This window comes from Mucilaginibacter sp. OK268, from assembly GCF_900103125.1.
Lineage (GTDB): Bacteria > Bacteroidota > Bacteroidia > Sphingobacteriales > Sphingobacteriaceae > Mucilaginibacter.
In genome coordinates this window covers 192,063-214,689 of sequence record NZ_FNJV01000011.1, presented here as the reverse complement: position 1 = coordinate 214,689, position 22,627 = coordinate 192,063, and the positions used below count along the sequence as shown (strand labels likewise).

General features: G+C 43.0%; 21 protein-coding genes and 1 tRNA gene. 5 read left to right on the top strand and 17 right to left on the bottom strand.

Going from position 1 to position 22,627, the window contains the following annotated elements:
- Positions 1-13: 13 nt before the first annotated feature.
- The 14 genes from leuD to BLR84_RS26410 all read right to left on the bottom strand — a co-directional run bounded on the left by leuD (position 14) and on the right by BLR84_RS26410 (position 15,412).
- Positions 14-604 (bottom strand): 3-isopropylmalate dehydratase small subunit, encoded by a 591-nt coding sequence (gene leuD / locus BLR84_RS26480; RefSeq protein WP_090473271.1) that lies wholly within the window; start codon positions 602-604, stop codon positions 14-16.
- 46 nt (positions 605-650) lie between these two features.
- Positions 651-944, bottom strand: coding sequence for an antibiotic biosynthesis monooxygenase family protein (locus tag BLR84_RS26475; RefSeq protein WP_090473270.1), 294 nt, complete (start codon positions 942-944; stop codon positions 651-653).
- Positions 945-1,055: 111 nt separating this feature from the next.
- Positions 1,056-2,474, bottom strand: coding sequence for a 3-isopropylmalate dehydratase large subunit (gene leuC, locus BLR84_RS26470; RefSeq protein ID WP_090473269.1), 1,419 nt, complete (start codon positions 2,472-2,474; stop codon positions 1,056-1,058).
- A 141-nt stretch (positions 2,475-2,615) separates the two neighbouring features.
- Positions 2,616-3,674 (bottom strand): ketol-acid reductoisomerase, encoded by a 1,059-nt coding sequence (gene ilvC, locus BLR84_RS26465; protein ID WP_090473268.1) that lies wholly within the window; start codon positions 3,672-3,674, stop codon positions 2,616-2,618.
- 159 nt (positions 3,675-3,833) lie between these two features.
- The gene (ilvN, locus tag BLR84_RS26460; RefSeq protein WP_090473267.1) at positions 3,834-4,439 is read right to left on the bottom strand and encodes an acetolactate synthase small subunit; all 606 of its coding nucleotides are present in this window, start codon (positions 4,437-4,439) and stop codon (positions 3,834-3,836) included.
- Positions 4,440-4,469: 30 nt separating this feature from the next.
- Positions 4,470-6,206: a biosynthetic-type acetolactate synthase large subunit gene (gene ilvB / locus BLR84_RS26455; protein WP_090473266.1), complete on the bottom strand. Its 1,737-nt coding sequence runs from the start codon at positions 6,204-6,206 to the stop codon at positions 4,470-4,472.
- A gap of 115 nt (positions 6,207-6,321) precedes the next feature.
- Positions 6,322-8,034, bottom strand: a complete 1,713-nt coding sequence (ilvD, locus tag BLR84_RS26450) for a dihydroxy-acid dehydratase (RefSeq protein ID WP_218128494.1) — start codon at positions 8,032-8,034, stop codon at positions 6,322-6,324.
- Between the two features lie 777 nt (positions 8,035-8,811).
- Complete coding sequence (atpC, locus tag BLR84_RS26440) at positions 8,812-9,066, bottom strand: ATP synthase F1 subunit epsilon (protein ID WP_076374640.1); 255 nt, start codon at positions 9,064-9,066, stop codon at positions 8,812-8,814.
- Between the two features lie 82 nt (positions 9,067-9,148).
- Positions 9,149-10,654, bottom strand: coding sequence for a F0F1 ATP synthase subunit beta (atpD, locus tag BLR84_RS26435; protein ID WP_076374642.1), 1,506 nt, complete (start codon positions 10,652-10,654; stop codon positions 9,149-9,151).
- Between the two features lie 160 nt (positions 10,655-10,814).
- Positions 10,815-11,801 (bottom strand): NAD(P)H-quinone oxidoreductase, encoded by a 987-nt coding sequence (locus BLR84_RS26430; protein ID WP_090473264.1) that lies wholly within the window; start codon positions 11,799-11,801, stop codon positions 10,815-10,817.
- A 414-nt stretch (positions 11,802-12,215) separates the two neighbouring features.
- A complete protein-coding gene (locus BLR84_RS26425; protein WP_090473263.1) occupies positions 12,216-12,749 on the bottom strand; it encodes a hypothetical protein in 534 nt (177 codons plus the stop codon).
- A gap of 24 nt (positions 12,750-12,773) precedes the next feature.
- Positions 12,774-13,574, bottom strand: a complete 801-nt coding sequence (locus BLR84_RS26420; RefSeq protein ID WP_090473262.1) for a hypothetical protein — start codon at positions 13,572-13,574, stop codon at positions 12,774-12,776.
- A gap of 149 nt (positions 13,575-13,723) precedes the next feature.
- Positions 13,724-14,620 (bottom strand): SDR family oxidoreductase, encoded by an 897-nt coding sequence (locus BLR84_RS26415; protein WP_090473296.1) that lies wholly within the window; start codon positions 14,618-14,620, stop codon positions 13,724-13,726.
- A gap of 213 nt (positions 14,621-14,833) precedes the next feature.
- Positions 14,834-15,412, bottom strand: coding sequence for a Crp/Fnr family transcriptional regulator (locus BLR84_RS26410; protein ID WP_090473261.1), 579 nt, complete (start codon positions 15,410-15,412; stop codon positions 14,834-14,836).
- 379 nt (positions 15,413-15,791) lie between these two features.
- Between BLR84_RS26410 and BLR84_RS26405 the strand changes: the two genes are divergently transcribed.
- Positions 15,792-16,958: a peroxiredoxin family protein gene (locus BLR84_RS26405; RefSeq protein WP_176852163.1), complete on the top strand. Its 1,167-nt coding sequence runs from the start codon at positions 15,792-15,794 to the stop codon at positions 16,956-16,958.
- Positions 16,959-17,027: 69 nt separating this feature from the next.
- Here BLR84_RS26405 and bla read toward each other — a convergent pair whose 3' ends face one another.
- Positions 17,028-17,750, bottom strand: a complete 723-nt coding sequence (gene bla / locus BLR84_RS26400; protein ID WP_090473259.1) for a subclass B1 metallo-beta-lactamase — start codon at positions 17,748-17,750, stop codon at positions 17,028-17,030.
- Positions 17,751-17,839: 89 nt separating this feature from the next.
- Here bla and BLR84_RS26395 point away from each other — a divergent pair, with 89 nt between their 5' ends.
- The 4 genes from BLR84_RS26395 (at position 17,840) to obgE (ending at position 20,289) form a co-directional block, all read left to right on the top strand.
- Complete coding sequence (locus tag BLR84_RS26395; protein WP_090473258.1) at positions 17,840-18,301, top strand: redoxin domain-containing protein; 462 nt, start codon at positions 17,840-17,842, stop codon at positions 18,299-18,301.
- A gap of 158 nt (positions 18,302-18,459) precedes the next feature.
- Positions 18,460-18,536 (top strand) — tRNA-Arg (locus BLR84_RS26390).
- A gap of 52 nt (positions 18,537-18,588) precedes the next feature.
- On the top strand, positions 18,589-19,161 hold the full coding sequence (locus tag BLR84_RS26385) for an adenylate kinase (RefSeq protein ID WP_090473257.1): 573 nt from the start codon (positions 18,589-18,591) through the stop codon (positions 19,159-19,161).
- A 123-nt stretch (positions 19,162-19,284) separates the two neighbouring features.
- Complete coding sequence (gene obgE, locus BLR84_RS26380) at positions 19,285-20,289, top strand: GTPase ObgE (RefSeq protein ID WP_090473256.1); 1,005 nt, start codon at positions 19,285-19,287, stop codon at positions 20,287-20,289.
- Between the two features lie 136 nt (positions 20,290-20,425).
- Here obgE and BLR84_RS26375 read toward each other — a convergent pair whose 3' ends face one another.
- Together BLR84_RS26375 and BLR84_RS26370 are read right to left on the bottom strand one after the other, a co-directional pair.
- A complete protein-coding gene (locus BLR84_RS26375) occupies positions 20,426-21,997 on the bottom strand; it encodes a hypothetical protein (protein ID WP_090473255.1) in 1,572 nt (523 codons plus the stop codon).
- Positions 21,998-22,005: 8 nt separating this feature from the next.
- Positions 22,006-22,566, bottom strand: a complete 561-nt coding sequence (locus BLR84_RS26370; RefSeq protein ID WP_090473254.1) for a WcaF family extracellular polysaccharide biosynthesis acetyltransferase — start codon at positions 22,564-22,566, stop codon at positions 22,006-22,008.
- Positions 22,567-22,627 lie beyond the last annotated feature (61 nt).

The window sequence follows — 22,627 nt, the reverse complement described above, 5'->3', positions numbered from 1 at the left end:
GGATGACTTCTAGTTATTTAGATTCTTCAAACTCCTTTATCAGTTCCTTCTTACTCAGGATGTAGTCAATATCATCATAGCCGTTGGTCATACATGCTTTTTTGTAGGGATTAACCTCAAATGTTTCCTGTTCGCCTGTGGCTACAATTTTAATGAACTGATCAACCAGGTCAATTTCCACTACAGCATGCTCATCGGCATAAACGGCCTCGAAGATCTTCTTTAAAAAATCGTCGCTTACCTGTACCGGGAGCAGACCATTGTTTAAGGCGTTGCCTTTAAATATATCGGCAAAAAAGCTGCTTACTACGGCGTCAAAGCCATAATCGGCAATGGCCCAGGCAGCATGCTCGCGACTACTGCCGCAGCCGAAATTTTTGCCTGCAACCAGTATTTTACCACTGAAGTTTGGGTTGTTGAGCACAAAATCCGGTTTCGGATTATCATCGCCGTCAAAACGCCAGTCGCGGAATAAGTTGTTGCCAAATCCTTCGCGGGTGGTGGCTTTCAAAAACCTGGCGGGGATGATCTGATCCGTATCGATATTTTCGATAGGCAGAGGCACCACGCTGGTTTGTATATGTTTAAATATTTTAGTTGCCATACTTTTAGATATGAGATGTTAGATGTGAGATATGAGACTGTTTTGTCTATAACTCAATATCTTTATAATGTTCAACAACCGGAAAAGGATCATAAAAATGATGTAATAACCTCCTCCATTCCTGGTATTCTTTTGATTGCCTGAAGCCCTCGGTATGATCAGCTAATGTTTTCCATTCAACCAGTAATATATAGCGGCTTGAATGCTCAATACAGCCCTTTAACTGATGACTAATATAACCTGCCATTTTGGATATGATATTTTGGGCCTGGGAGAAAGCTTTTTCAAAAGCATTTTCCTCACCAGGGATCACATTTAATATAGCGACTTCAAGTATCATTTATTTCTTTTTATGTCATTGCGAGCGATAGCGTGGCAATCTCGTCGGTTGCAGATTGAACGCGATGAGATTGCTTCGTCGTTCCTCCTCGCAATGACATGGTTTTTATAGTTAACCTACCAATTCTTTTTCTTTCAAAAACTCCCGTATATCCGTTACCACACCCGTAATGGCCGATGCCGCTGCGGTTAGCGGGCTGGCCAGGAAGGTGCGGGAATTTGGCCCCTGTCTGCCTTCGAAATTACGGTTGGAGGTAGATACGCAATATTTGCCTGCCGGTATTTTATCTTCGTTCATGCCCAGGCACGCGCTGCATCCCGGTTCGCGAAGTGGGAAACCAGCCGCGTCAAATATTTTATCCAGTCCCTCGCGGATGGCTTGTTCCTGTACCTGTTTTGATCCGGGAACTACCCATACGGTAACATTATCTGCCTTGTGTTTACCTTTTACAAACTCGGCTACCTGGCGCAGGTCTTCAATGCGTGAGTTGGTACAGCTGCCGATGAACACATAGTCGATAGGTTTGCCCAATAACTGCTCATCGTCATGCAGACCCATGTATTCCAGGGCTTTTTTGTATGATCCCTGCTCTTTGGCTTCAAACGAAGCAGTTTCAGGAACGTGTTGTGTAACGCCAATGCCCATACCGGGGTTTGTTCCGTAGGTGATCATTGGCTCAATGTCTTCGGCTTTAAAGGATAATACTTCATCAAAAGATGCATCAGCATCAGAGTATAAAGTTTTCCAGTAAGCTACTGCTTTATCCCACTCTTCGCCTTTAGGGGCAAATTCGCGGCCTTTTACGTATTCAATAGTTGTTTCGTCGGGAGCTATCAGTCCACAACGTGCACCCATTTCAATACTCATATTGCAGATGGTCATACGACCTTCCATACTTAATGAGCGGATGGTATCGCCGGCGTATTCTACCGCATAACCTGTTCCGCCTGCGGCAGAGATCTGTGCAATGATGTACAGGATAATATCTTTAGCACCAACACCATTTTGCAGCTTGCCGTTCACTTCAATCTTCATCCTTTTAGGGCGCGATTGCAGCAAACATTGTGTTGCCATTACCTGCTCCACCTGTGAGGTGCCTATACCGAACGCTATGGCACCAAAGGCGCCATGTGTTGATGTATGACTATCGCCGCAAACATAAGTGCCACCCGGACGTGTAATGCCCAGCTCGGGCCCTATCACGTGTACTATACCCTGGAAAGGGTGACCTAAGCCGTACAGCTCAATGCCAAATTCCTTACAGTTTTTGGTGAGCATATCAACCTGGTAGCGAGAAAGTTCTTCTTTAATGGGAAGGTGCTGATCAATTGTAGGAACGTTATGATCGGCAGTGGCCACAGTTTGTTTGGGCCTGAAAACCGGTAAGCCTCTGGTACGCAAGCCATCAAATGCCTGCGGACTGGTTACTTCGTGTATGAAATGTGTATCGATGTATAAAATATCAGGAAAGCCCTCGTTGCTACTGACGACGTGTGCATCCCAAATCTTATCAAATAATGTTTGTCCCATGGTAGTATTAATTTATTAAAATATGTCATTGCGAGGAACGAAGCAATCGCGAACCTTACAATTGGTTATGCATAGTTCGCGATTGCCGCGCTACGCTCGCAATGACATGGGGCTTTTACCTTTCGGCTTTCACCTTATTCCTTACGCTTCTACAACCTGGTTTTCAGGGCGTAAGCTGCGTACAGTTTTACCTGCTTGCCATATTTCGCTTTCGCGTAATTCTTTTAATTCTGCATCCAATTTTTCACGGTAATCAGGCTGGCTGTTTAAGTCGATTGAACGTTGTGACTCTTTACCTGTTGCAACGCTTTTGTACAATTCTTCAAATACTGGTTTAGTAGCATCACGGAATTTTTTCCACCAATCCAAAGCGCCACGTTGTGCTGTAGTTGAGCAATTGGCATACATCCAATCCATACCGTTTTCTGCAACTAATGGCATTAATGATTGAGTTAACTCTTCAACAGTTTCGTTAAAGGCTTCAGATGGTGAGTGACCATTGGCGCGCAATACATCGTACTGAGCTGCAAAGATACCCTGGATACAACCCATCAGCGTACCACGCTCGCCGGTTAAATCGCTATATACTTCTTTTTTGAAGTTGGTTTCAAATAAGTAACCGCTACCTACGGCAATACCCAATGCAATTACACGATCAAATGCTTTACCAGTTGCATCCTGGAAAATAGCGTAGCTTGAGTTTAAGCCACGGCCTTGTAAGAACATGCGGCGTAATGAAGTGCCTGATCCTTTAGGGGCAACCAAAAATACGTCAACATCAGCAGGAGGGATGATGCCTGTTTGCTCGTTAAAAGTAATACCAAAACCATGAGAAAAGTATAATGCTTTACCAGGAGTTAAGTGTTTTTTAACAGTTGGCCAAAGAGCGATCTGAGCTGCATCACTTAATAAATAGCAAATTACAGTTCCTCTTTCCAGAGCTTCTTCAATTTCAAAAAGTGTTTCGCCGGGTACAAAGCCATCGCTTACAGCTTTATCCCATGTTTTAGTGCCTTTACGCTGACCAACAATTACATTGATGCCATTGTCTTTTTGGTTTAATGCCTGACCAGGACCTTGAACGCCATAGCCAATTACTGCTACAACTTCGTCTTTTAATACGTCCTGCGCTTTTGATAAAGGAAACTCTTCGCGGGTTACTACGTTTTCTTCAGTACCGCCGAAATTTAATTTTGCCATTGTTTTGTTTTTATTTTAATGATTTTGATGACCTCACCGATTGTAAGTGATTTCACCGGTTATTCTATTTTAAGTTTATTTGTTCTGATTTCACCGATTTTATACGAAAATCAGTCATTTTAGTTGTTAGCTTTCAGCTTTAACCTTTCGGCTTTCAGCTTACATCGTAAATACTTTTTCACCCTGGTTAAGGTATTCGTTTTCTATCACCTCTTCGCCTGGTTCCAGTCTTTCAAATTCGCGTAGTTTACGGTTGAAGCCATCACTGTCTTTAATGATAGCAACCCGGGCGCTACGTACAAATTCAATTAAGCCAAAGGGCTGCAATATACTGATCAAATTGTCAGTTTCCTCACGGTGACCAGTGGTCTCAAATACGGTATAATCTTTACGCAGTACAACTACGCGTGCACCGTTTTCGCGCAGCAGGCGTTCAACGCTTACCTTTTCAGCAATAACATCAGTTGATACCTTATATAACGCTAATTCCTGCCAAATTACATCGGCGTTGGTATGATAATAGGCTTTCAATACCTCCACCTGTTTTTCTATCTGGCGAACAAGCTTGTGTACCACTTCTTCAGATTCGGTGATCACAATGTTAAAGCGGTGAATTTTATCTATCTCAGATGGAGATGTGTTCAAACTTTCGATATTGATCTTGCGGCGCGAAAATATGATGGCTATGCGTGTTAGCAAGCCTATCTGATTTTCGGTGTATACCGTGATGTTAAATTCTTGTTTCTCTGTATCTTGATTACTCATGATTGCTATTTTTAAGGTTATAGGCTGTAATTATTTCAACCTGATCTCGGCTACACTGCATCCTTGCGGTACCATCGGGAACACGTTGTTCTCTTTAGTTACCATCACTTCTAAAAGGAATGATCCTTTCGTGCTCAGCATTTCATTTAATGCAGCAGGCAAATCTTTACGATCATCGATCATTTTACCGGCAATTCTGTATGCAGCAGCAACAGCAACAAAATCAGGACTTTGGATATCTACAAATGAATAACGGCGCTCATTAAATAACTCCTGCCATTGCCTAACCATTCCCAGGAAACGATTGTTCAGGATGATGATCTTTACATCGATGCCGGTTTGCATAATAGTGCCTAATTCCTGTAAGGTCATCTGGAAACCGCCATCACCAATAATAGCCACAACGGTGCGGTCCTGGGCGCCGAATTTAGCACCGATAGCAGCAGGCAGGGCAAAGCCCATAGTGCCTAAACCACCACTGGTAACGTTGCTGCGTGTTTTATTGAATCGGGCATAACGACAAGCCACCATCTGGTGCTGACCTACGTCGGTTACGATAATAGCTTCACCTTTTGTAATTTCATTGAGTTGTTTGATCACCTCACCCATGGTCATTTCCGGGGTAGTTGGGTTCAATTCGTCATGAATTACTGCTTCAATTTCTTTTCGGGTGTATTCGTTAAAAGTATTCAGCCATTCGGTATGTTTCTTTTCTTCAATCAGCTTGGTCAGCATAGGCAGGGTTTCTTTACAGTCGCCCCATACCGGTACAGTTGATTTTACATTTTTGTCGATCTCAGCCGGATCAATATCCAGGTGTACTACCTTGGCTTGTTTGGCATATTTATCTAAACGACCGGTTACACGGTCGTCAAAGCGCATACCAATAGCAATCAGCACATCACATTCGTTAGTTAATACGTTAGGGCCATAATTACCATGCATGCCCAACATACCTACGTTTAAAGGATGTTCTGTAGGGATAGCGCCGGCACCTAAAACAGTCCAAGCTGCAGGGATACCACTTTTTTCAACAAAAGCTTTAAATTCCTGCTCGGCACTGCCCAGGATTACACCCTGGCCCCAAATGATAAATGGCTTTTTAGCCTGGTTGATCAGCGCGGCAGCTTCTTGAACGTATTGCGTACGCACAATAGGTTTTGGCCTGTAGCTACGGATATGGTTACATTTGGTATAACCTTGAAAATTGAATTTTTGTATCTGGGCGTTTTTGGTAATGTCGATCAATACCGGTCCGGGACGGCCGCTTTTGGCTATATAGAAGGCCTTGGCAATAACCTCGGGGATCTCGTTAGCATCAGTTACCTGGTAATTCCATTTGGTTACCGGGGTGGTGATGTTGATCACGTCGGTTTCCTGGAAGGCATCGGTACCTAACAAATGAGCAAATACCTGACCGGTGATACATACCACAGGGGTACTATCTATCTGTGCATCGGCTAAGCCGGTTACCAGGTTGGTTGCGCCGGGACCGCTGGTTGCGAATACAACACCCACTTTACCTGAAGTACGGGCATAACCCTGACCAGCATGGATACCACCCTGTTCGTGACGGACCAGGATGTGGTTCAGTTTATCATTATAATCAAATAGAGCATCGTAGATGGGCATGATAGCGCCACCTGGATAGCCAAAGATGGTATCAACACCTTCAACAATTAATGCCTCCAATAATGCTACTGATCCTGAAACTTCTACCGCTGTTGTTGGAGCGGGTGTAGTTAGTGTTTCCTGTGCAACTTCCATAGTGTTGGGTATTATGTTGTATGTTTATTGTTGTTTTACGTAGTACGTTTTACGTGATACGTTTTTATTTATTCGATTTTAATTGCGTACAACGTAAAACGTTATACGTATAATTTTACGGCATTTCGTCAGTTACGCAACCTTCGGCAGCGGTACTTACTGTTTTGGCGTAACGGTATAATAAGCCTTTGCTTACTTTTAAAGCAGGTTGTTTCCAGGCTGCTTTGCGGGCGGCAAATTCTTCGTCGCTGATGATCACGTTGATGGTGCGGTTAACGGCATCAATAAATATCCGGTCTTCGTCTTTTACAAAAGCGATACCGCCGCCATCATAAGCTTCTGGTGTAATGTGACCAACTACAAAGCCGTGTGTTCCGCCCGAAAAACGGCCATCAGTAATTAATGCTACGGAACTACCCAGGCCAGCGCCAAATATGGCGGAAGTAGGCTTTAGCATCTCTGGCATGCCCGGAGCTCCTTTAGGACCTACGTTACGAATAACTACTACATCTCCAGCCTTAACACGTCCGCTTTGTATGCCATGGATTAATTCAAATTCGCCATCAAATACACGGGCCGGGCCTTCAAAGCTGGTACCTTCTTTACCGGTGATCTTTGCTACGCTGCCACCTTCGGCAAGATTTCCGTATAATATCTGTAAGTGGCCTGTTGCTTTAATTGGTTTTTCGGCCGGGCGGATTATAGTTTGTGTTTCGAAATTGATCTCTGGAACATCTGCTAAATTCTCAGCAATGGTTTTACCGGTAACAGTAAGGCAATCTCCATTCAACCATCCCTGGCTCAGGCAATATTTCATTACTGCAGGTACACCGCCAACCTTGTGCAGATCTTCCATCATGTATTTACCGCTTGGCTTCATATCGGCTAATACCGGGATGCGGTTACTTACCGTCTGGAAATCATCCTGAGTTACTTTAACATCAACGCTCTTGGCCATGGCAATTAAATGCAATACTGCGTTGGTTGAGCCACCCAATACCATGATCACTACCATGGCATTTTCAAATGCCTCGCGGGTCATGATGTCTGATGGTTTAATATCTTTTTCGAGCAATATCTTGATCGCTTTACCGGCGGCAAGGCACTCTGCTTTTTTATCTTCGCTTAATGCCGGGTTCGATGACGAGTAGGGCAAGCTCATACCTAATGCCTCAATAGCGGCGGCCATAGTATTAGCTGTATAAATGCCACCGCAGGCGCCCGCGCTTGGACAAGCGTTTTTAATTACGCCCATAAAATCAACATCATCTATCTGGCCGGCAATCTTTTTTCCCAAAGCCTCAAATGCCGATACAATGTTCAGGTCTTCACCTTTCCAGTGACCGGGTTTAATAGTACCACCATATACCATGATCGATGGACGGTTTAACCTGCCCATAGCCATAATAGAGCCCGGCATGTTTTTATCACAGCCCGGCAGGGTAATTAAGCCATCATAATACTGTGCACCGGTAACTGCTTCAATAGAGTCGGCAATGATATCGCGGCTCATTAATGAATAGCGCATACCTTCGGTACCGTTGCTCATACCGTCGCTTACACCAATGGTATGAAATATCAGGCCTACCATATCCTCATCCCAGATACCTTGTTTAACCAGCTTGGCCAGATCGTTCAGGTGCATGTTGCAAGTGTTACCATCGTAACCCATGCTGGCTACCCCAACCTGTGCTTTTTCCATGTCGTCGTCAGTTAAACCTATGCCGTATAACATGGCCTTGGCAGCAGGTTGTGTTTCGTCCTGCGTAAAGGTTTTGCTGTACTTATTCAATTCTATAGCCGCTGTAGTATCTGATGATGAACTCATTTTTATTTGGTATGATAGACTAATTTGTAAATAATTCTGCCTGTTGATCCTGTTTTATTCGCACAGTACGAATCTGTATTTGTAAGGTAGATATAGCAATAAAGAATAGCAATAGCTGCGAATTTTTTTTTTAAAAAAGTATTTTATGCTGTTTTTATTATAAATATGAAATTTAATTCTGTTTAAAATAAAAATATAGCAATAATGTATGTTATAAAATATACCAAAGTTCAAAACGGTATTCGGTACATTTTTTATGCATGCATAGTAAGTTGTCGATTTTCTTCCTGAAATGGCTAAAGCTGATGCAGAAGTTGTAAAAATCGGATTGCTTTGCATAGTGTAATTACTGCTTAATGATGTTGCTTTATCTTTATATAATTTGCCTGAAAATTTACTTCCCTTAATTTAAACAACTTTTAAATATGGGCCGATAAAAAAAGGATTCAGTTTGTTCAGTGCCCGTTAATGTGTTGTCGCCTATGAATTAATGTTTAGCCAGTAGTATTATCCTAAGAACATGGTTTACACTGTAAACCGTTTTTTTATAGTGAAATAAAATTAATTTATTGACTATCAATTAATTAAATAAGTGTAAACCATAAAAAGTGTAAACCATGTAAACCAACTTTTTGTTGATTGAATTACTCCCTAACTCAAAAGGGTGCGCTAATTTGTGGTTGGTGTAATTTGTTAAATCCCCCTGTCGAAAAAAATGCCATAAAAAAACGCCCGGGTGTTATACCCGGGCGTTTTTTGTAAATGTAGGTATAAGGGTTACTTGTGCTGAATGCCTTCAGCAAGAATAATGACCTTATTGTTTAATACTTCAACCACGCCGCCTTTAATAAAAAAAACTTCTTCTTTAGCAGCGCTGCCACCGCGCACAGTTAGCTTACCATCCTGTAAAGTAGAGATGATAGGCGCATGGTGGTTTAATATTTCAAATAATCCCAAAGTACCTGGAACGGTTACCGATGTGGCTTCGCCCTCGTACACTTTTTTATCGGGAGTAAGAATTTCTAATGTCATTTCTGTTGAGATTCAAGAGTCAAGAATCAAGAGTTAAGACTTTTCTTTTCTCTTGGTTCTTGATTCTTATGTCTTGATTCTATTAGTTATTAGCTTCTGCTAATAGTTTTTTACCTTTTTCAATAGCGTCTTCGATGCTGCCTACTAAGTTGAAAGCTGCTTCCGGGTATTCATCAACTTCGCCGTCCATGATCATGTTGAAACCTTTGATAGTTTCTTTGATATCAACCAATACACCTTTTAAGCCAGTAAATTGCTCGGCCACGTGGAATGGTTGTGACAGGAAACGCTGAACACGACGAGCACGGGATACAACCAGCTTATCTTCTTCAGATAACTCGTCCATACCCAGGATCGCGATAATATCCTGTAACTCTTTGTAACGTTGTAAAGTTTCTTTAACGCGTTGAGCAGTATTGTAATGCTCATCGCCTAAAACAGCAGGGCTAAGGATACGTGATGTAGAATCCAATGGATCCACAGCAGGGTAGATACCTAACTCGGCAATTTTACGTGAAAGTACAGTAGTAGCATCTAAGTGAGCGAAGGTTGTTGCCGGCGCAGGGTCGGTCAAGTCATCCGCAGGTACGTAAACTGCCTGTACTGAGGTAATTGAACCTCTTTTGGTTGAGGTGATACGCTCTTGCATGGTACCCATTTCGGTAGCCAGTGTTGGTTGGTAACCTACCGCTGATGGCATACGGCCTAACAGCGCCGATACTTCAGAACCTGCTTGTGTAAAGCGGAAAATGTTATCGATAAAGAACAGGATATCACGACCTTTACCATCTTCTTCACCATCACGGAAATACTCGGCAATGGTTAAGCCTGATAAAGCCACACGAGCACGCGCACCTGGAGGCTCGTTCATTTGTCCGAAAACGAATGTTGCTTTCGACTCTTTTAAAGCTTCGGTATCAACTTTAGATAAGTCCCAACCGCCTTCTTCCATCGAGTGCATAAAGCCATCGCCATATTTAATAATGCCTGATTCAAGCATCTCACGTAAAAGGTCATTACCTTCACGGGTACGCTCACCTACACCGGCAAATACTGATAAACCAGAATAAGCCTTGGCAATATTGTTGATCAATTCCTGAATTAATACGGTTTTACCTACACCGGCACCACCAAACAATCCAATTTTACCACCTTTAGCGTAAGGTTCTAACAGGTCAATAACTTTGATACCTGTGAACAATACTTCAGTTTCGGTAGATAGATCTTCGAAACGTGGAGGTACATTGTGGATAGGGCGGCCATTAGATTTATCCAAGTTAGCGATACCGTCAATAGCATCACCAACTACGTTGAACACGCGACCTTTAATGTTTTCGCCAACCGGCATTTTGATAGCGGCTTCGGTATCCAACACTTTCATGCCACGTAGCAATCCGTCTGTCGAATCCATCGCGATCGCACGTACGCGATCTTCACCCAAATGCTGTTGAACTTCTAAAATTACTTTTTGGCCATTATCTTTCGTGATCTCTAACGCATCATAAATCTTGGGAAGATGAGCATCATCAGCGAAACTTACGTCAACTACCGGACCAATGATCCGTGATATTTTTCCAATGTTTGGCATATATAACCTGGTGTTTTAAAGAATTTTTCTGCGAAATAGTTGTTACTGTTAAAATATAAGATGCTATTTCAGAGGCGCAAAGTTAAGATTTCTATCCAAATATTTAAATAGCAATGTCAACATTTTTGCATATATTTTCTGCACACCCGTTTTGGCCTTTTTAATGCGCGAAATTCAACACAATTTTTCCTGTGTGCGCGCTGCTTTCCATCAGCTCATGGGCCTGAGCGGCCTCTTCGGCTTTGAAAACTTTGTAGATAACCGGTTTTATTTGCCCTGATGCCAGCAGGGGCCAGATGTTTTCTTGCAGCTTTTGTGCGATAGCGGCTTTAAAGGCTATATCCCGGGCCCGCAAGGTGGAGCCGGTGATCACCAGTCTTTTCATCATTACCTGAGCCAGGTCGACCAGGGCATCCTTGCCTTTCATGGTATTGATCATCACCAGGCGCCCCTCAACAGCCAGCGACTGGATATTGCCCGGTGTATAATCACCGCCTATCATGTCCAGTATCACATCAACTCCTTTGTCGTTGGTTAGTTGTTTGATGATATCGGTAAAACTTTCGGTTTTATAGTTGATGGCTTTGGCAGCGCCTAATTGTTCACAAAAGCGGCATTTTTCGTCGGAGCCGGCGGTAACATAAACCGGGTGGCCCAATGCTTTGGCCATTTGTATGGCCGTAACCCCAATACCGCTCGAGCCGCCATGAACCAGCAAGGTTTCATTGCCTTTTAAGTTAGCCCGATCAAACACATTGCTCCAAACAGTGAAAAACGTTTCGGGCAGCGAGGCGGCTTCTATAAAGGAAAGTCCCTCAGGAACAGGCAGACATTGGCCTTCGGGAGCGTTGCAGTATTCGGCATAACCGCCTCCGGCTACCAGGGCGCAAACTTTGTCGCCAATTTTCCATTGGGTAACCGCCGCGCCGGTTTCAACTATGGTGCCTGCTATTTCCAGGCCGGGGATATCCTGTACTACACCAGCGGGTGGGGGATATTTGCCCTCGCGCTGTTTTACATCCGGGCGGTTAACCCCGGCAGCCATCACTTTTACTAACACCTCGTTTAGGGCGTAGGCAGGTTTCGGTTTTTCTGCGATCTGCAAAACGGATGGGGCGCCGGGCTGGCTTATAACAACTGCCTTCATATTTAATTACTGAATTATTGATTTAGTAAATTATTGATTTTTATGCCTTCAGAACCTCATCTGCATATTTGTACATTTGAAATCTGCACATCTATTTTCAAAAACTTTTTAAACCTTAAATTTTAACACTTTTCTGCTCAAAAACAGCGTAAAAACGCCCCAAAAACGTTTGAAAAACCTCGATTTTAACACTTTTTAACAAATTTTAACGCGGTTTTAACGTGTTTTAAAAACTTTAAAAAGTATTAAATAATTGATTGTCAAATAACTGTGTTGGAATTGGCCGATTTGGGGACTCTTTTACCCTTTAACTAAACAGCCCGTTTCTCTTTTTATGGAAGAGAAACGGGCTGCTATACCGGCAAATATACGCAATATTAGGGAGAGTATATATGCAACTCTTAAATCAATTATCTACTTTGTAAACATTATATTCTGTAATAAATTATCTGATAATAAGGCCCCCTTATCGATGTCGGCTTTATCAAATTGCAAACGACAGTTTAAAGAACGGGTGCCTGTACTATTAATAGATAAAAACCTATAAATGCCAAAACTTTTTGTCATATAGTGACATACCAATATCTGATTATTGTTAACTGTTTTGATTTGTGAGGTATAACCTGCGGTTTTTTTGAACAGCCCATCTAATCCTTTTTTTTCATTTAACAGATAGTCACCACCAAACGGTCCGCCTGCTGTTCCAGGAATGAATGATACCAGTATATCATTGATCAGATATACATGTTCCGGATTTGTTTTTAAAATGTTTGATGCAGCTACATCACTGCCAAACTTATTGTTTATAAAAGCCATCGCTTGTTCGTTGTTCAATTTTTTTGCTCCTACAGGAAGTTGAATACTCACCATTTCATTTAAAGAAGTTTGTTGAGCTACAGAAGACAGGCTATAAATAATACTGATTAATAAGAAAATTACCTTTTTCATTTTTTTGTGATTATAATTGGTTATTTATTGAGGGCATGGTTTGGGGATCACTGTATGATTTGCATCAGTAGGATCGACAGTTAATGGTGAATAAGGTGTTGATGGATATGGTGACTGATAAATATTAATAGCATCGCCAAAGATGCTCATCAGGGAGTAAACACCGGCAAGGCCAAGGCCTAAGTAGGTGTGATCTGCAAGATATGCATCCCTATTGTTAACATAATTATCATCAAATCCACCACTATCGTCTTTAAATCGGTCAAAGAGTGTTTGTAATTTACCCCAGTCTTTAACGGTTACCACGTAATTTCCTGTTTTAGTAACAATGGTCATCGATACATTATCGCGATAAAATTTTATAGATTGGCTACCAGCGGCAATAAGATCCGGGTTAGTTAGATTGTCTATCATTACAAAAATATCATCAGGTGACGCCGAGTTTCCTCCCGGGTGCCCATGTGACCATCCAACGGTATACCCGTCTGTGCTGTTCCATGTAAAACCAGGTGTAAAAGCCCCTGTTGAACCATCAGTTGTAACGGGCGTATTGACATAAGTATTGCCCAATAAGCTGGTTAATTTTTGATTAGTTCCATATTCATTGGTAGTTGATTTGGATAATATTTCTGCATTTTGTGCTGCTATTGTGGTGTTTGCATTATTTCTGTTGATAATGCCTTTTTCTATGCAGGGATCTTTTTTATCTATAACCGCATCGGGTGGCAAATTATCATTATTATCACCGCCACTCCCCTCATCATCGCCAACACCGCCATCATCATCATTTCCATCGCCCTCACATTCAATACCTAAATAAGTCACGCTTAGGGTCGCACGGTGGAGATCCGCAAGCGTTAAGAGGAGTTATTAAAATAGGGTGTCACCCTAAGCCCGTCGAACGGTGGAGCGTATAGACGCCCACCATGTTTCGACGGAGCTCAACATGACATCCGTTGTGAGTGTTATCCTTTTCACTCCCCGAAATAGGTTCCCTGTTCCAGGTCGGTAATAAGGGTGATGCCGTTTGGTTGCCAGCCCAGCTGTTCGCGGGTTTGGGCGCTGGAAGCCGGGTTATCCATGGCCGCGAAATGCGCGAACCAGCCAAAATGATCGGCGGCTTCTTCGGGAGTCTTGCTCACAACCGGTATACCCAGATGGCGCCCGATCACACCGGCGATGTCACGGAATAACACACCTTCTTCGGCAACACCATGATACCGGGCTCCTGCTGAACCGTCCTCCAGCGCAAGCCTGTACAAACGAGCGGCATCCAATCGGTGCACGGTGGGCCAGCGGTTGAGTCCTTCGCCTATATATGCCGAAGCGCCTTTCTCCCGGGCCATGCGGATAAGCGCCGGAACAAAGCCATGGTCACCATCGTCATGCACGGATGGTGGCAGACGAACTACCGCTGTACGTACGCCTTGCGCCGCTATGGCTATCGCTGCCTCTTCCGAAGCTACACGGGGAATAGGTGAGGCGCTGAAGTCGGGTACAATATCTTCGGTAGCCAGCGGTCTTCCTGCCAGCAGCCCGGTACCGGAAGTAATGATCAGCGGACGATCGGAACCGATGAGCGCAGAACCCAACACTCCGATAATCTGCCGGTCTGCTTCACAACTGGCTTTAAATTTGGTAAAATCGTGGTTAAAAGCGGTGTGGATAACGCCATCGGCCATGGCTGCTCCTAACCGCAGGCTTTCGAGATCTTCCAGATCGCCGCGGTGCACTTCGGCGCCGGCGGCAATAAGCGATTTCGCACCCTCATCTGAACGCGCGAGACCAAGCACCTGGTGCCCCGCGCTTATTAATTCCTGAACAATGGCTAAGCCTACAAAGCCCGTAGCGCCTGTTACAAATACACGCATGTTTTTTTGATTAGATAAATAAAAATTTGAATCGTTTTTTAACAATACAAAATTGGCCAATGCCGCACGGGGAAAAGAGGACATTTGACGCTGTTTTCATTTATCTAAAGAGGATGTCATACTGAGCACAGTCGAAGTATGGTGGGTAGGCCTCTGCGCTCTATCCTTCGACGGAGCTCAGGGTGACACCCCTTCTTTGAGAAAATTCATTATCTATCGTTTGAGCTGGGCATGCCGCACGCGACTAAGGGTTTTGAGCGAAAGCCCGAGGTATGACGCGATCATGTGCAGGGGCACACGTGCAAAAACGCTGGGATAGGTTTGTACAAATTCATCGTATTTTTCTTCGGGTGTTGCGCTGATAGCGCTAAAGATCCGATCGCGGCCTAAAGTGACATTGCGGGAGATGAGCCGCTCCGTAAAATATTTTAAGCGGGGGATCTGTACAAACAGGGTATCAAAATCACTTTTGGTCCAAAAGATAAGTTCGCTGTCTTCCACAGCATCGATATAATAACGGGAAGGGGTATGATTATGTAAACTTTCGGGCTCGGTAACCCACAAATTCTCTGGCGAAAACTGGACAATATGTTCGGTGCCATCTTCACGGGTACGGTAGGTGCGCAATATACCTTTGCAAACAAATATCTTGAAGCGGCATATCTCGCCTTCCTGCAGCAGCACCTGTTTTCTGCGTACCTTTTTTTCAACAGCAAAGGAGTGAATTAGTCTGAGCTCATCGTCAGACAGCTGCATATTATCCCGGAGGTAAGTTTCAAATTCAGCGTACATATGATCAAAAATAAGGAAAATATAGAAGAGGGGTATAATGCTGTAAGGAAATCACTTTGGGATGATATGTTGTAAAAAGGGTAGATTAAAGACCTTTTTTATATTTTTTATTTAACCGTTGGCTAAAGCCAAACGGCAATTAATAGCAAAAACAGTTATAAGTAAAATCAAAATTCATTGCCGTCCCATTTATGGGGCGGGTAGGGGCATTTGAAAAACGGCTTTAGCCAAACAAATTTTTAAAGCGATTTATCTGCGCACGCTACGGAGGGTTGTTAAAAAAAGTTAAGGTTTGTTTAGGCTTTTCTTTTTGGATTATCTTAGAGAGCTGATTGATAATTATAACCCACATAGCATGATTTACCTTATCAGAAGACTTATGAAGCCATTTATCTGCCTCGCATTTGTTTTGTTTGGTGCAAGCGTGAACGCGCAGGTAGTTTCAGTTCGACAAATTATGGATAAAATGGAAAGCTATAAAAACTTTAGCTACCGGTCTGTCAATAGAATGAAGGAAATATTTACCAATGATACGGTAACACAACAAAATCATGCTGTTTTTGAAAAAGCATCCGGTGATAAAAACTGGGGTTATCTGCTTAACATAGAAACCAAAAAGGAAAATGATCAATTTACTTCTGCAGATTTGTACAATGGGCAACAGCTGATACATACAGATCCTAATGACAGTACTTATCAAATACAAAGCCCGCAGATGACGGGCTACACGCTACAGAGTACATTGCCAGGGCGTTTAAAATGGATACAGGGCCGCCTGGAAAAAGGACTGTCAAAAGTTGTAAAAACCAGCGATACTACCATCAATGCAGTTGATAACTATCATTTAATTGTTAATATAAAAGACACGCTCATTAATAAAGAACACGACTATTCCTATGTGCATTTGTATATCGACAAGTTATCAGGTATGCCCGATTGTATCATCATCAGATCAAGAGATATGAGTTTTGGTAATGGTGCTACCATGTATTATTCCGAAACCCGTTATTCTGATTATAAATTTAATGAGGATAATATTGATATAGCTTCGATAACAATCCCTAAGGGCTTTCATCCACCCAAAGAGCAGCCTGCTTTACCCAAAGAGCAAACTGATCTGTTAGCCTTAGGGAGTGTTGCACCCGGCTGGACTTTGTATACTGCCGATGGTAAGAAAACGTCCTTAACACGATTGAAAGGTAAAGTTGTATTGATGGATTTTTATTTTATTGGTTGTGCTGGTTGTATGCTTTCTTTAAAACCATTAAATAATCTTTTTGAAAAATATAAAGGCAAAAACTTTATAATAGCAAGCCTAACGGAGCGAGATAGTAAGCAATCTGTTTTGGACTTTGAAAAAAATTACCGTTTAAAATACCCGGGCTACGTTAATGCGGCCGATGTAGTCAAATCATATCATGTAAAAGCTTTTCCTACTTTTTATTACATTGACAAAAAAGGAAAAATAGCCAATGTACATGTTGGTTATGGTGATGATTTTGAAAAGAACGCGACCGCGATAATTGATGATTTGTTAAAGAAATAGGAAATATAGCATCGTCAGGAAAAAGGAAGGTTACTCCGTAGGAGTAATAAAGCCCTCTTAAATAAATAATTATTTCTGTCTCGCTATGTCTATAGTATGGTTCAGCATCAGGGTATCGCCCTGCCATCCCTGGTGACCTGGAATAAGATATTTGATATCCCTGAAACGATTTTTAACCCGGTTTACGCTTAGGGGCCATTCGGCAATATTGCCATCGGCTGTGTAACCCTTTTCGTTGGTATCCATGCTTTTGATGAGGCAGCCGCCAAATAATACTTTGGTTTGGGGCAGCCATATTACAATGTTGTCTCTGGTATGGCCCTCGCCCGGGAAATAGGTTTGCACCTTTACGCCGCCAATGTTAAAAACGGTGTCTTTAGTAAAGGTAAACTCGGGTTGTTTATCGTTGTGTTGTTTGGCCAGCTGTTTGGTTAATACGCTGGTGTAGGTTTTGGTGCCATTCTTTTTTAACACATCGAGCCCCGCGGTACGGTCGGTGTGGAAGTGGGTGGATATGCAAAGCGCTATTTTTTGATGATAACGTTGTTTGATGGTATCTATCAATTGCCGGGTCTGATCCTCGTCCCAGGGGGTATCAATCAATACAATGCCGGCCGGTGTTACAATATAGAGGCCGTTGGCTGGGAATGGTGTTTTATCATCGGGCAGGCCATAAGAAATATATACATATACATTGCCCGTTAAATGCTGCGTACTGATGCGGAATGGCCTGGTTTGCGCTTTGGTGAAAGTAGATGATAGCAGGAATAAAGCAAACAATAGATATTTCATGACTCAAAATTATATTAAACGCAATTAATTACCCGCTGATTACTAATAAAGCCAGTAATTTTTTTTTATTTGTAATAAAAACATTAACTATGACATTACAAGCAGGCCAGGCGGCACCTCAATTCTCACTATTATCAACCGATATCAAGTCGGTATCATTAGCCGATTTTAAAGGCAAAAAAGTAGTTGTACATTTCTTCCCTTTAGCGTTTACCGGTGTTTGTACCACACAGCTGTGTACCATGCGCGATAGCTTTGGGTACTATGACGGATTGAATGCTGTGATATTAGGTATATCCGTCGACTCGCCTTTTACATTGGCCAAATTCAAGGCTGAGAACAATTATCAGTTTGATCTGCTGTCTGACTTTAACAAAGAAGTATCGGCCGCTTACGGCGCTTTGTATGAAGAATTTGTACTGGGCCTGAAAGGCGTTTCCAAACGTTCGGCCTTTGTAATTGACGAAGAGCAGAATATTATCTATGCTGAAGTGCTGGAAGACGCAGGTCAACTGCCCGATTTTGCAGCTATAGCCGAGATAGTAAAGTAGTTTTGAGCTGATGCAAGGCTGCCGGTTGAAAAAGAGAAACGGCTTAGTAAGCATCAAATCAGCTATTTGGCTATTCAGAAAAAATAAATCAGAAAGTTATTTTAAAAAAGTTTGCAACGGACGGTGAAAAATTCTATTTTTGCATTCCGTTTCAAAAAGCACTTGTAGCTCAATTGGATAGAGCACCTGACTACGGATCAGGAGGTTAGGGGTTCGACTCCCTTCAAGTGCACCATAACGTTAAGCCTTTCTGTGTTGTACCGAAAGGCTTTTAATTTGTATAGAGCATGCTAAATCTGGTATTGTTTGGCCCTCCCGGAGCAGGGAAAGGGACTCAGTCGCAAAAGCTTATTGAAAAACACGGTTTAATACACCTTTCAACAGGCGACCTTTTACGCGGCGAAATTGCACAAGGAACAAAGCTTGGTTTAGAGGCGAAAAAACTGATGGATGAGGGGATGCTGGTTCCGGATGAGGTAGTTATAGGCATGATCAGCAATAAGCTGGATGCTAATAAAGATGCCGAAGGGTTTATATTTGATGGCTTTCCGCGCACCGTGGCACAAGCCGAAGCATTAGACCAGCTACTGAAATCAAAAGAGTCGGCCATATCTGGCATGATAGCCCTGGAGGTAAATGACGACGAACTGGAGCACCGCCTTTTATTGCGTGGTAAAGATTCAGGTCGTGCAGATGATGCCAACCCGGAAGTTATCCGCAAACGTATTAAAGAGTACAATGATAAAACAGCGCCGGTTGCTAATTTTTATAAAAACCAGCATAAGTTTACCAGCATAAACGGTATTGGCTCAATTGACCAGATATATGGCGCAATTGATACGGTTATCGAAAATTATTAAGTAAAAAGACAGTCCGCAAGTCGGGTAAGTCAGTAAAGTCCGGAAGTTGAGAAAATCAAAATTCTTAACCTTTCGGACTTTACTGACTTTCGGGCTTTTGGACAAATTAAAATAAAAAATACAATGTCGCAGGGTTCCAATTTTGTTGATTATGTGAAGATCTGTTGCCGCTCTGGCCACGGAGGGGCGGGCTCTGCTCATTTACACCGTGATATATTAACATCCAAAGGTGGCCCGGATGGTGGAGATGGCGGCCGCGGTGGTCATGTGATCATCAAAGGCAATGCCCAGCTCTGGACCATGCTTCATTTGAAATACCGTAAACACGTAATTGCCGGCGACGGTGATTCGGGCGGTAGCTCCTTAAGAAGCGGAAAAACCGGAAGAGATGAGATATTGGAAGTACCCCTGGGTACAACGGTAAAAAATGCCGAAACGGGAGAGATCATCTTCGAGATAACCCAGGATGGCGAAACAAAAATATTAACACCTGGTGGTCGCGGTGGCTTAGGCAACTGGCACTTTAAAACCCCTACCCAGCAAACCCCCCGCTTTGCCCAACCCGGCGAAGATGGCAAGGAAGACTGGAATATACTGGAGCTGAAAATATTGGCCGATGTGGGTTTGGTAGGTTTCCCGAACGCGGGCAAATCAACCCTGCTTTCGGTAGTATCAGCTGCTAAGCCGGAAATTGCCGACTATGCCTTTACTACCTTGGTGCCAAACCTGGGCATTGTATCGTATCGTAATAACCGCTCATTTGTGATGGCCGATATTCCCGGAATTATTGAAGGGGCATCACAAGGCAAGGGTTTAGGTTTCAGGTTTCTGAGGCACATTGAACGTAACTCGGTACTATTATTTATGGTACCTGCCGACACTAACCGTACCATTAAAGAAGAATACGAGATATTACTGAACGAGCTGGAGCAATACAATGCCGAACTGATGCACAAGCCCCGCGTTTTAGCAGTTACCAAGATGGATATGCTTGATGATGAGCTTCAGGCCGAAATGAAAAAAGAACTCCCTGAGGGCGTTCCTTCTTTATTCATATCCTCCGTAGCGCAAAAGAATCTGACGGAATTGAAAGATCTTCTTTGGACCGAGATCAATAAAGGATCTTAGAATTAAGAGTCAAGAGACAAGAATCAAGAATGCGCTGTCCGATTCTCTGACTTCGGACTATTATGTTAGTAGTCTTTAGACTACCTGGAGCGATGTGTTTTATCCTGATTCTTGACTCTAATATCTTGCCTCTGCTTCACTTCGCTGAATACAGTACGTAATTATTGCTCAGCATATCCATTTTAAAGCCCGTGTAGCCCGGGAAGCACTTGCGTATAATGTTTGACTTGGGACCCATATAACTTGCGGGTAACAGGATAAATATAGGTCCGGCGTGCCCGTAGTGTGCGTAAGTGTCGTAATCAATTTTAATATCCGAGTCGATTGGATCTATCGTAATAAAACGATTATGGTTGATCTCCAATCCCAGATCCGGACTGGTAAATACAAAAAGGGCATTGTTGTTCTTTCTGTCGAGGTCCATGATGTAGTTTAGCGATGGCTGGTCGATAAACATTTGGGCTAAACCAGAGGTGCCCCTGGCATTCACATTTTTATTTTGCAGATAGCCCGGCATAAAATAGCGAAAGCTAAAAAAAGCGATTACCATACAAATAAAGCCAAACGCGGTTTTGTAAAATATGCCGCTCTGGCCTACTAAATACACCACACCCGGTATAACTAATAAGCCAATTAAGCGCAGGTGCCTGGCTTCGTAGGAAATATAGGCTTGCTTTAAAAAGTTATATCCAAAGAACAATATGGCCACAGAATAAAAAACGATGAGCAGCCGCGCGTACTTTTTATCCGGCGCCTTACGCACTATCCTGCTTACCAGTAAAACACTTAATATCGCCGCTAATACAACGGTTACTATCGACCAGAAATGGTTTAACATCGGCGCATCGTCATGATATATTAAGCCATTCATCATATCATCAACCGAAAATCCCGCCAATATAGGTGATGCCATTGGGAAGCTAAAAGTTTCCCAGGCCAGTTTGATGCCCCCTGCTCCGGAGGCAGGTGTGGTGCCTTTGGATAGATACAATTTGTATATCGCTGCCAATGATATTACAGCAGGCACACCTATCCAGAATCCTTTTTTTATCCATCCCCATATACTGGTTTGGCCTGTTGATAAGGTTATCCATAAATAAACGCAACCAGCGCCATATACCCACAAAAAGGATGATTTACAACAAAAACCTATCCAGCCTGAAATGATCAAAAAAGCTACGATCTTCCACCCGGGTTTATCGATGCTTGCACAGCCATACAGGAACCATCCGGCGAAGCCGAAAAGTAAAACCTCGCCACCGTTGTAAAAAACATAAGGAACAATAAACGCCTGTTGACAGGCAATAACCAATACACTGATAGCGGCAACAAGTGGCGTAAAGCCTACCTTTTTGAAAAGCAGGTAAAACCCGGCTAAGCCAGATAAAGTAAACAAGGTAACCGTGACCGCCGCCGCTTTACCGGTATTGATACCCAATACCAATTTAAAAACATAAGGGAACAGGTATTGTCCCGGTGACCACCAGGTTAAAAACTCTGCTGAGTTTTTAGCGATATCGGCAGCATCAGGCTTGATGGCCATATTAAAACCTCCGCCCATTTGCATAGCGCGCAACACCTGGAAACCCCAGCATGAATCGGGGAAAATGGAGGTAGGGTACAGGTATATCATGGTACCCAAAATAAGTACAAGGATACCCAGAGCGGCTAAAATAATTTGATGGATGTGAGACTTTTGCGTTGACATAAATGAGCTTAGGTTTGATGTGTAATAATACGGTCGCGGATCCTGATGGCAGGGTTACCTTGATACACACTGTACGCTTCCAGGTTTTTTGTGGCAACAGAGCCACTGGTGAGTACTGCGTGGCTGGCAACTGTAATGCCCAGGTTTGCGATGGCACCGGCACCTATCCAGGCGCCATCTTCTATAATAAGTGGTTTGGTTATGAGGTTAAAACTTGTTTTTTTATAATCGTGACTACCGGTGAGTAATACTGCACCCTGCGAAAGGCATACATGGGCGCCGATTCTGATGGTAACCAGGCTGTCGATCCACACGTTTTCACCTATCCAGCTTTCATTACCGATGCTCAGATGCCAGGGATATTTGATATTGACACAAGGTTTGATGGTTACATTTTTGCCAATCTTTGCGCCAAATACCCGGAGCAGAAACACCTTAAACGCGCTGATGGGCACCAGGCTGGTTTTGAAGAACAAAGCATTCACATAAAACCATAATAACCTTTTTACAGCATTACCTCCCGGATGAAAAGGGTAATTATTATAGGTAGATAGGTCGGTTTTATGCATGCGTGTTGATAAAGAGAAGCAAGATACAAGAGTCAAGAATCAAGAAAAAATAACTTGCTCT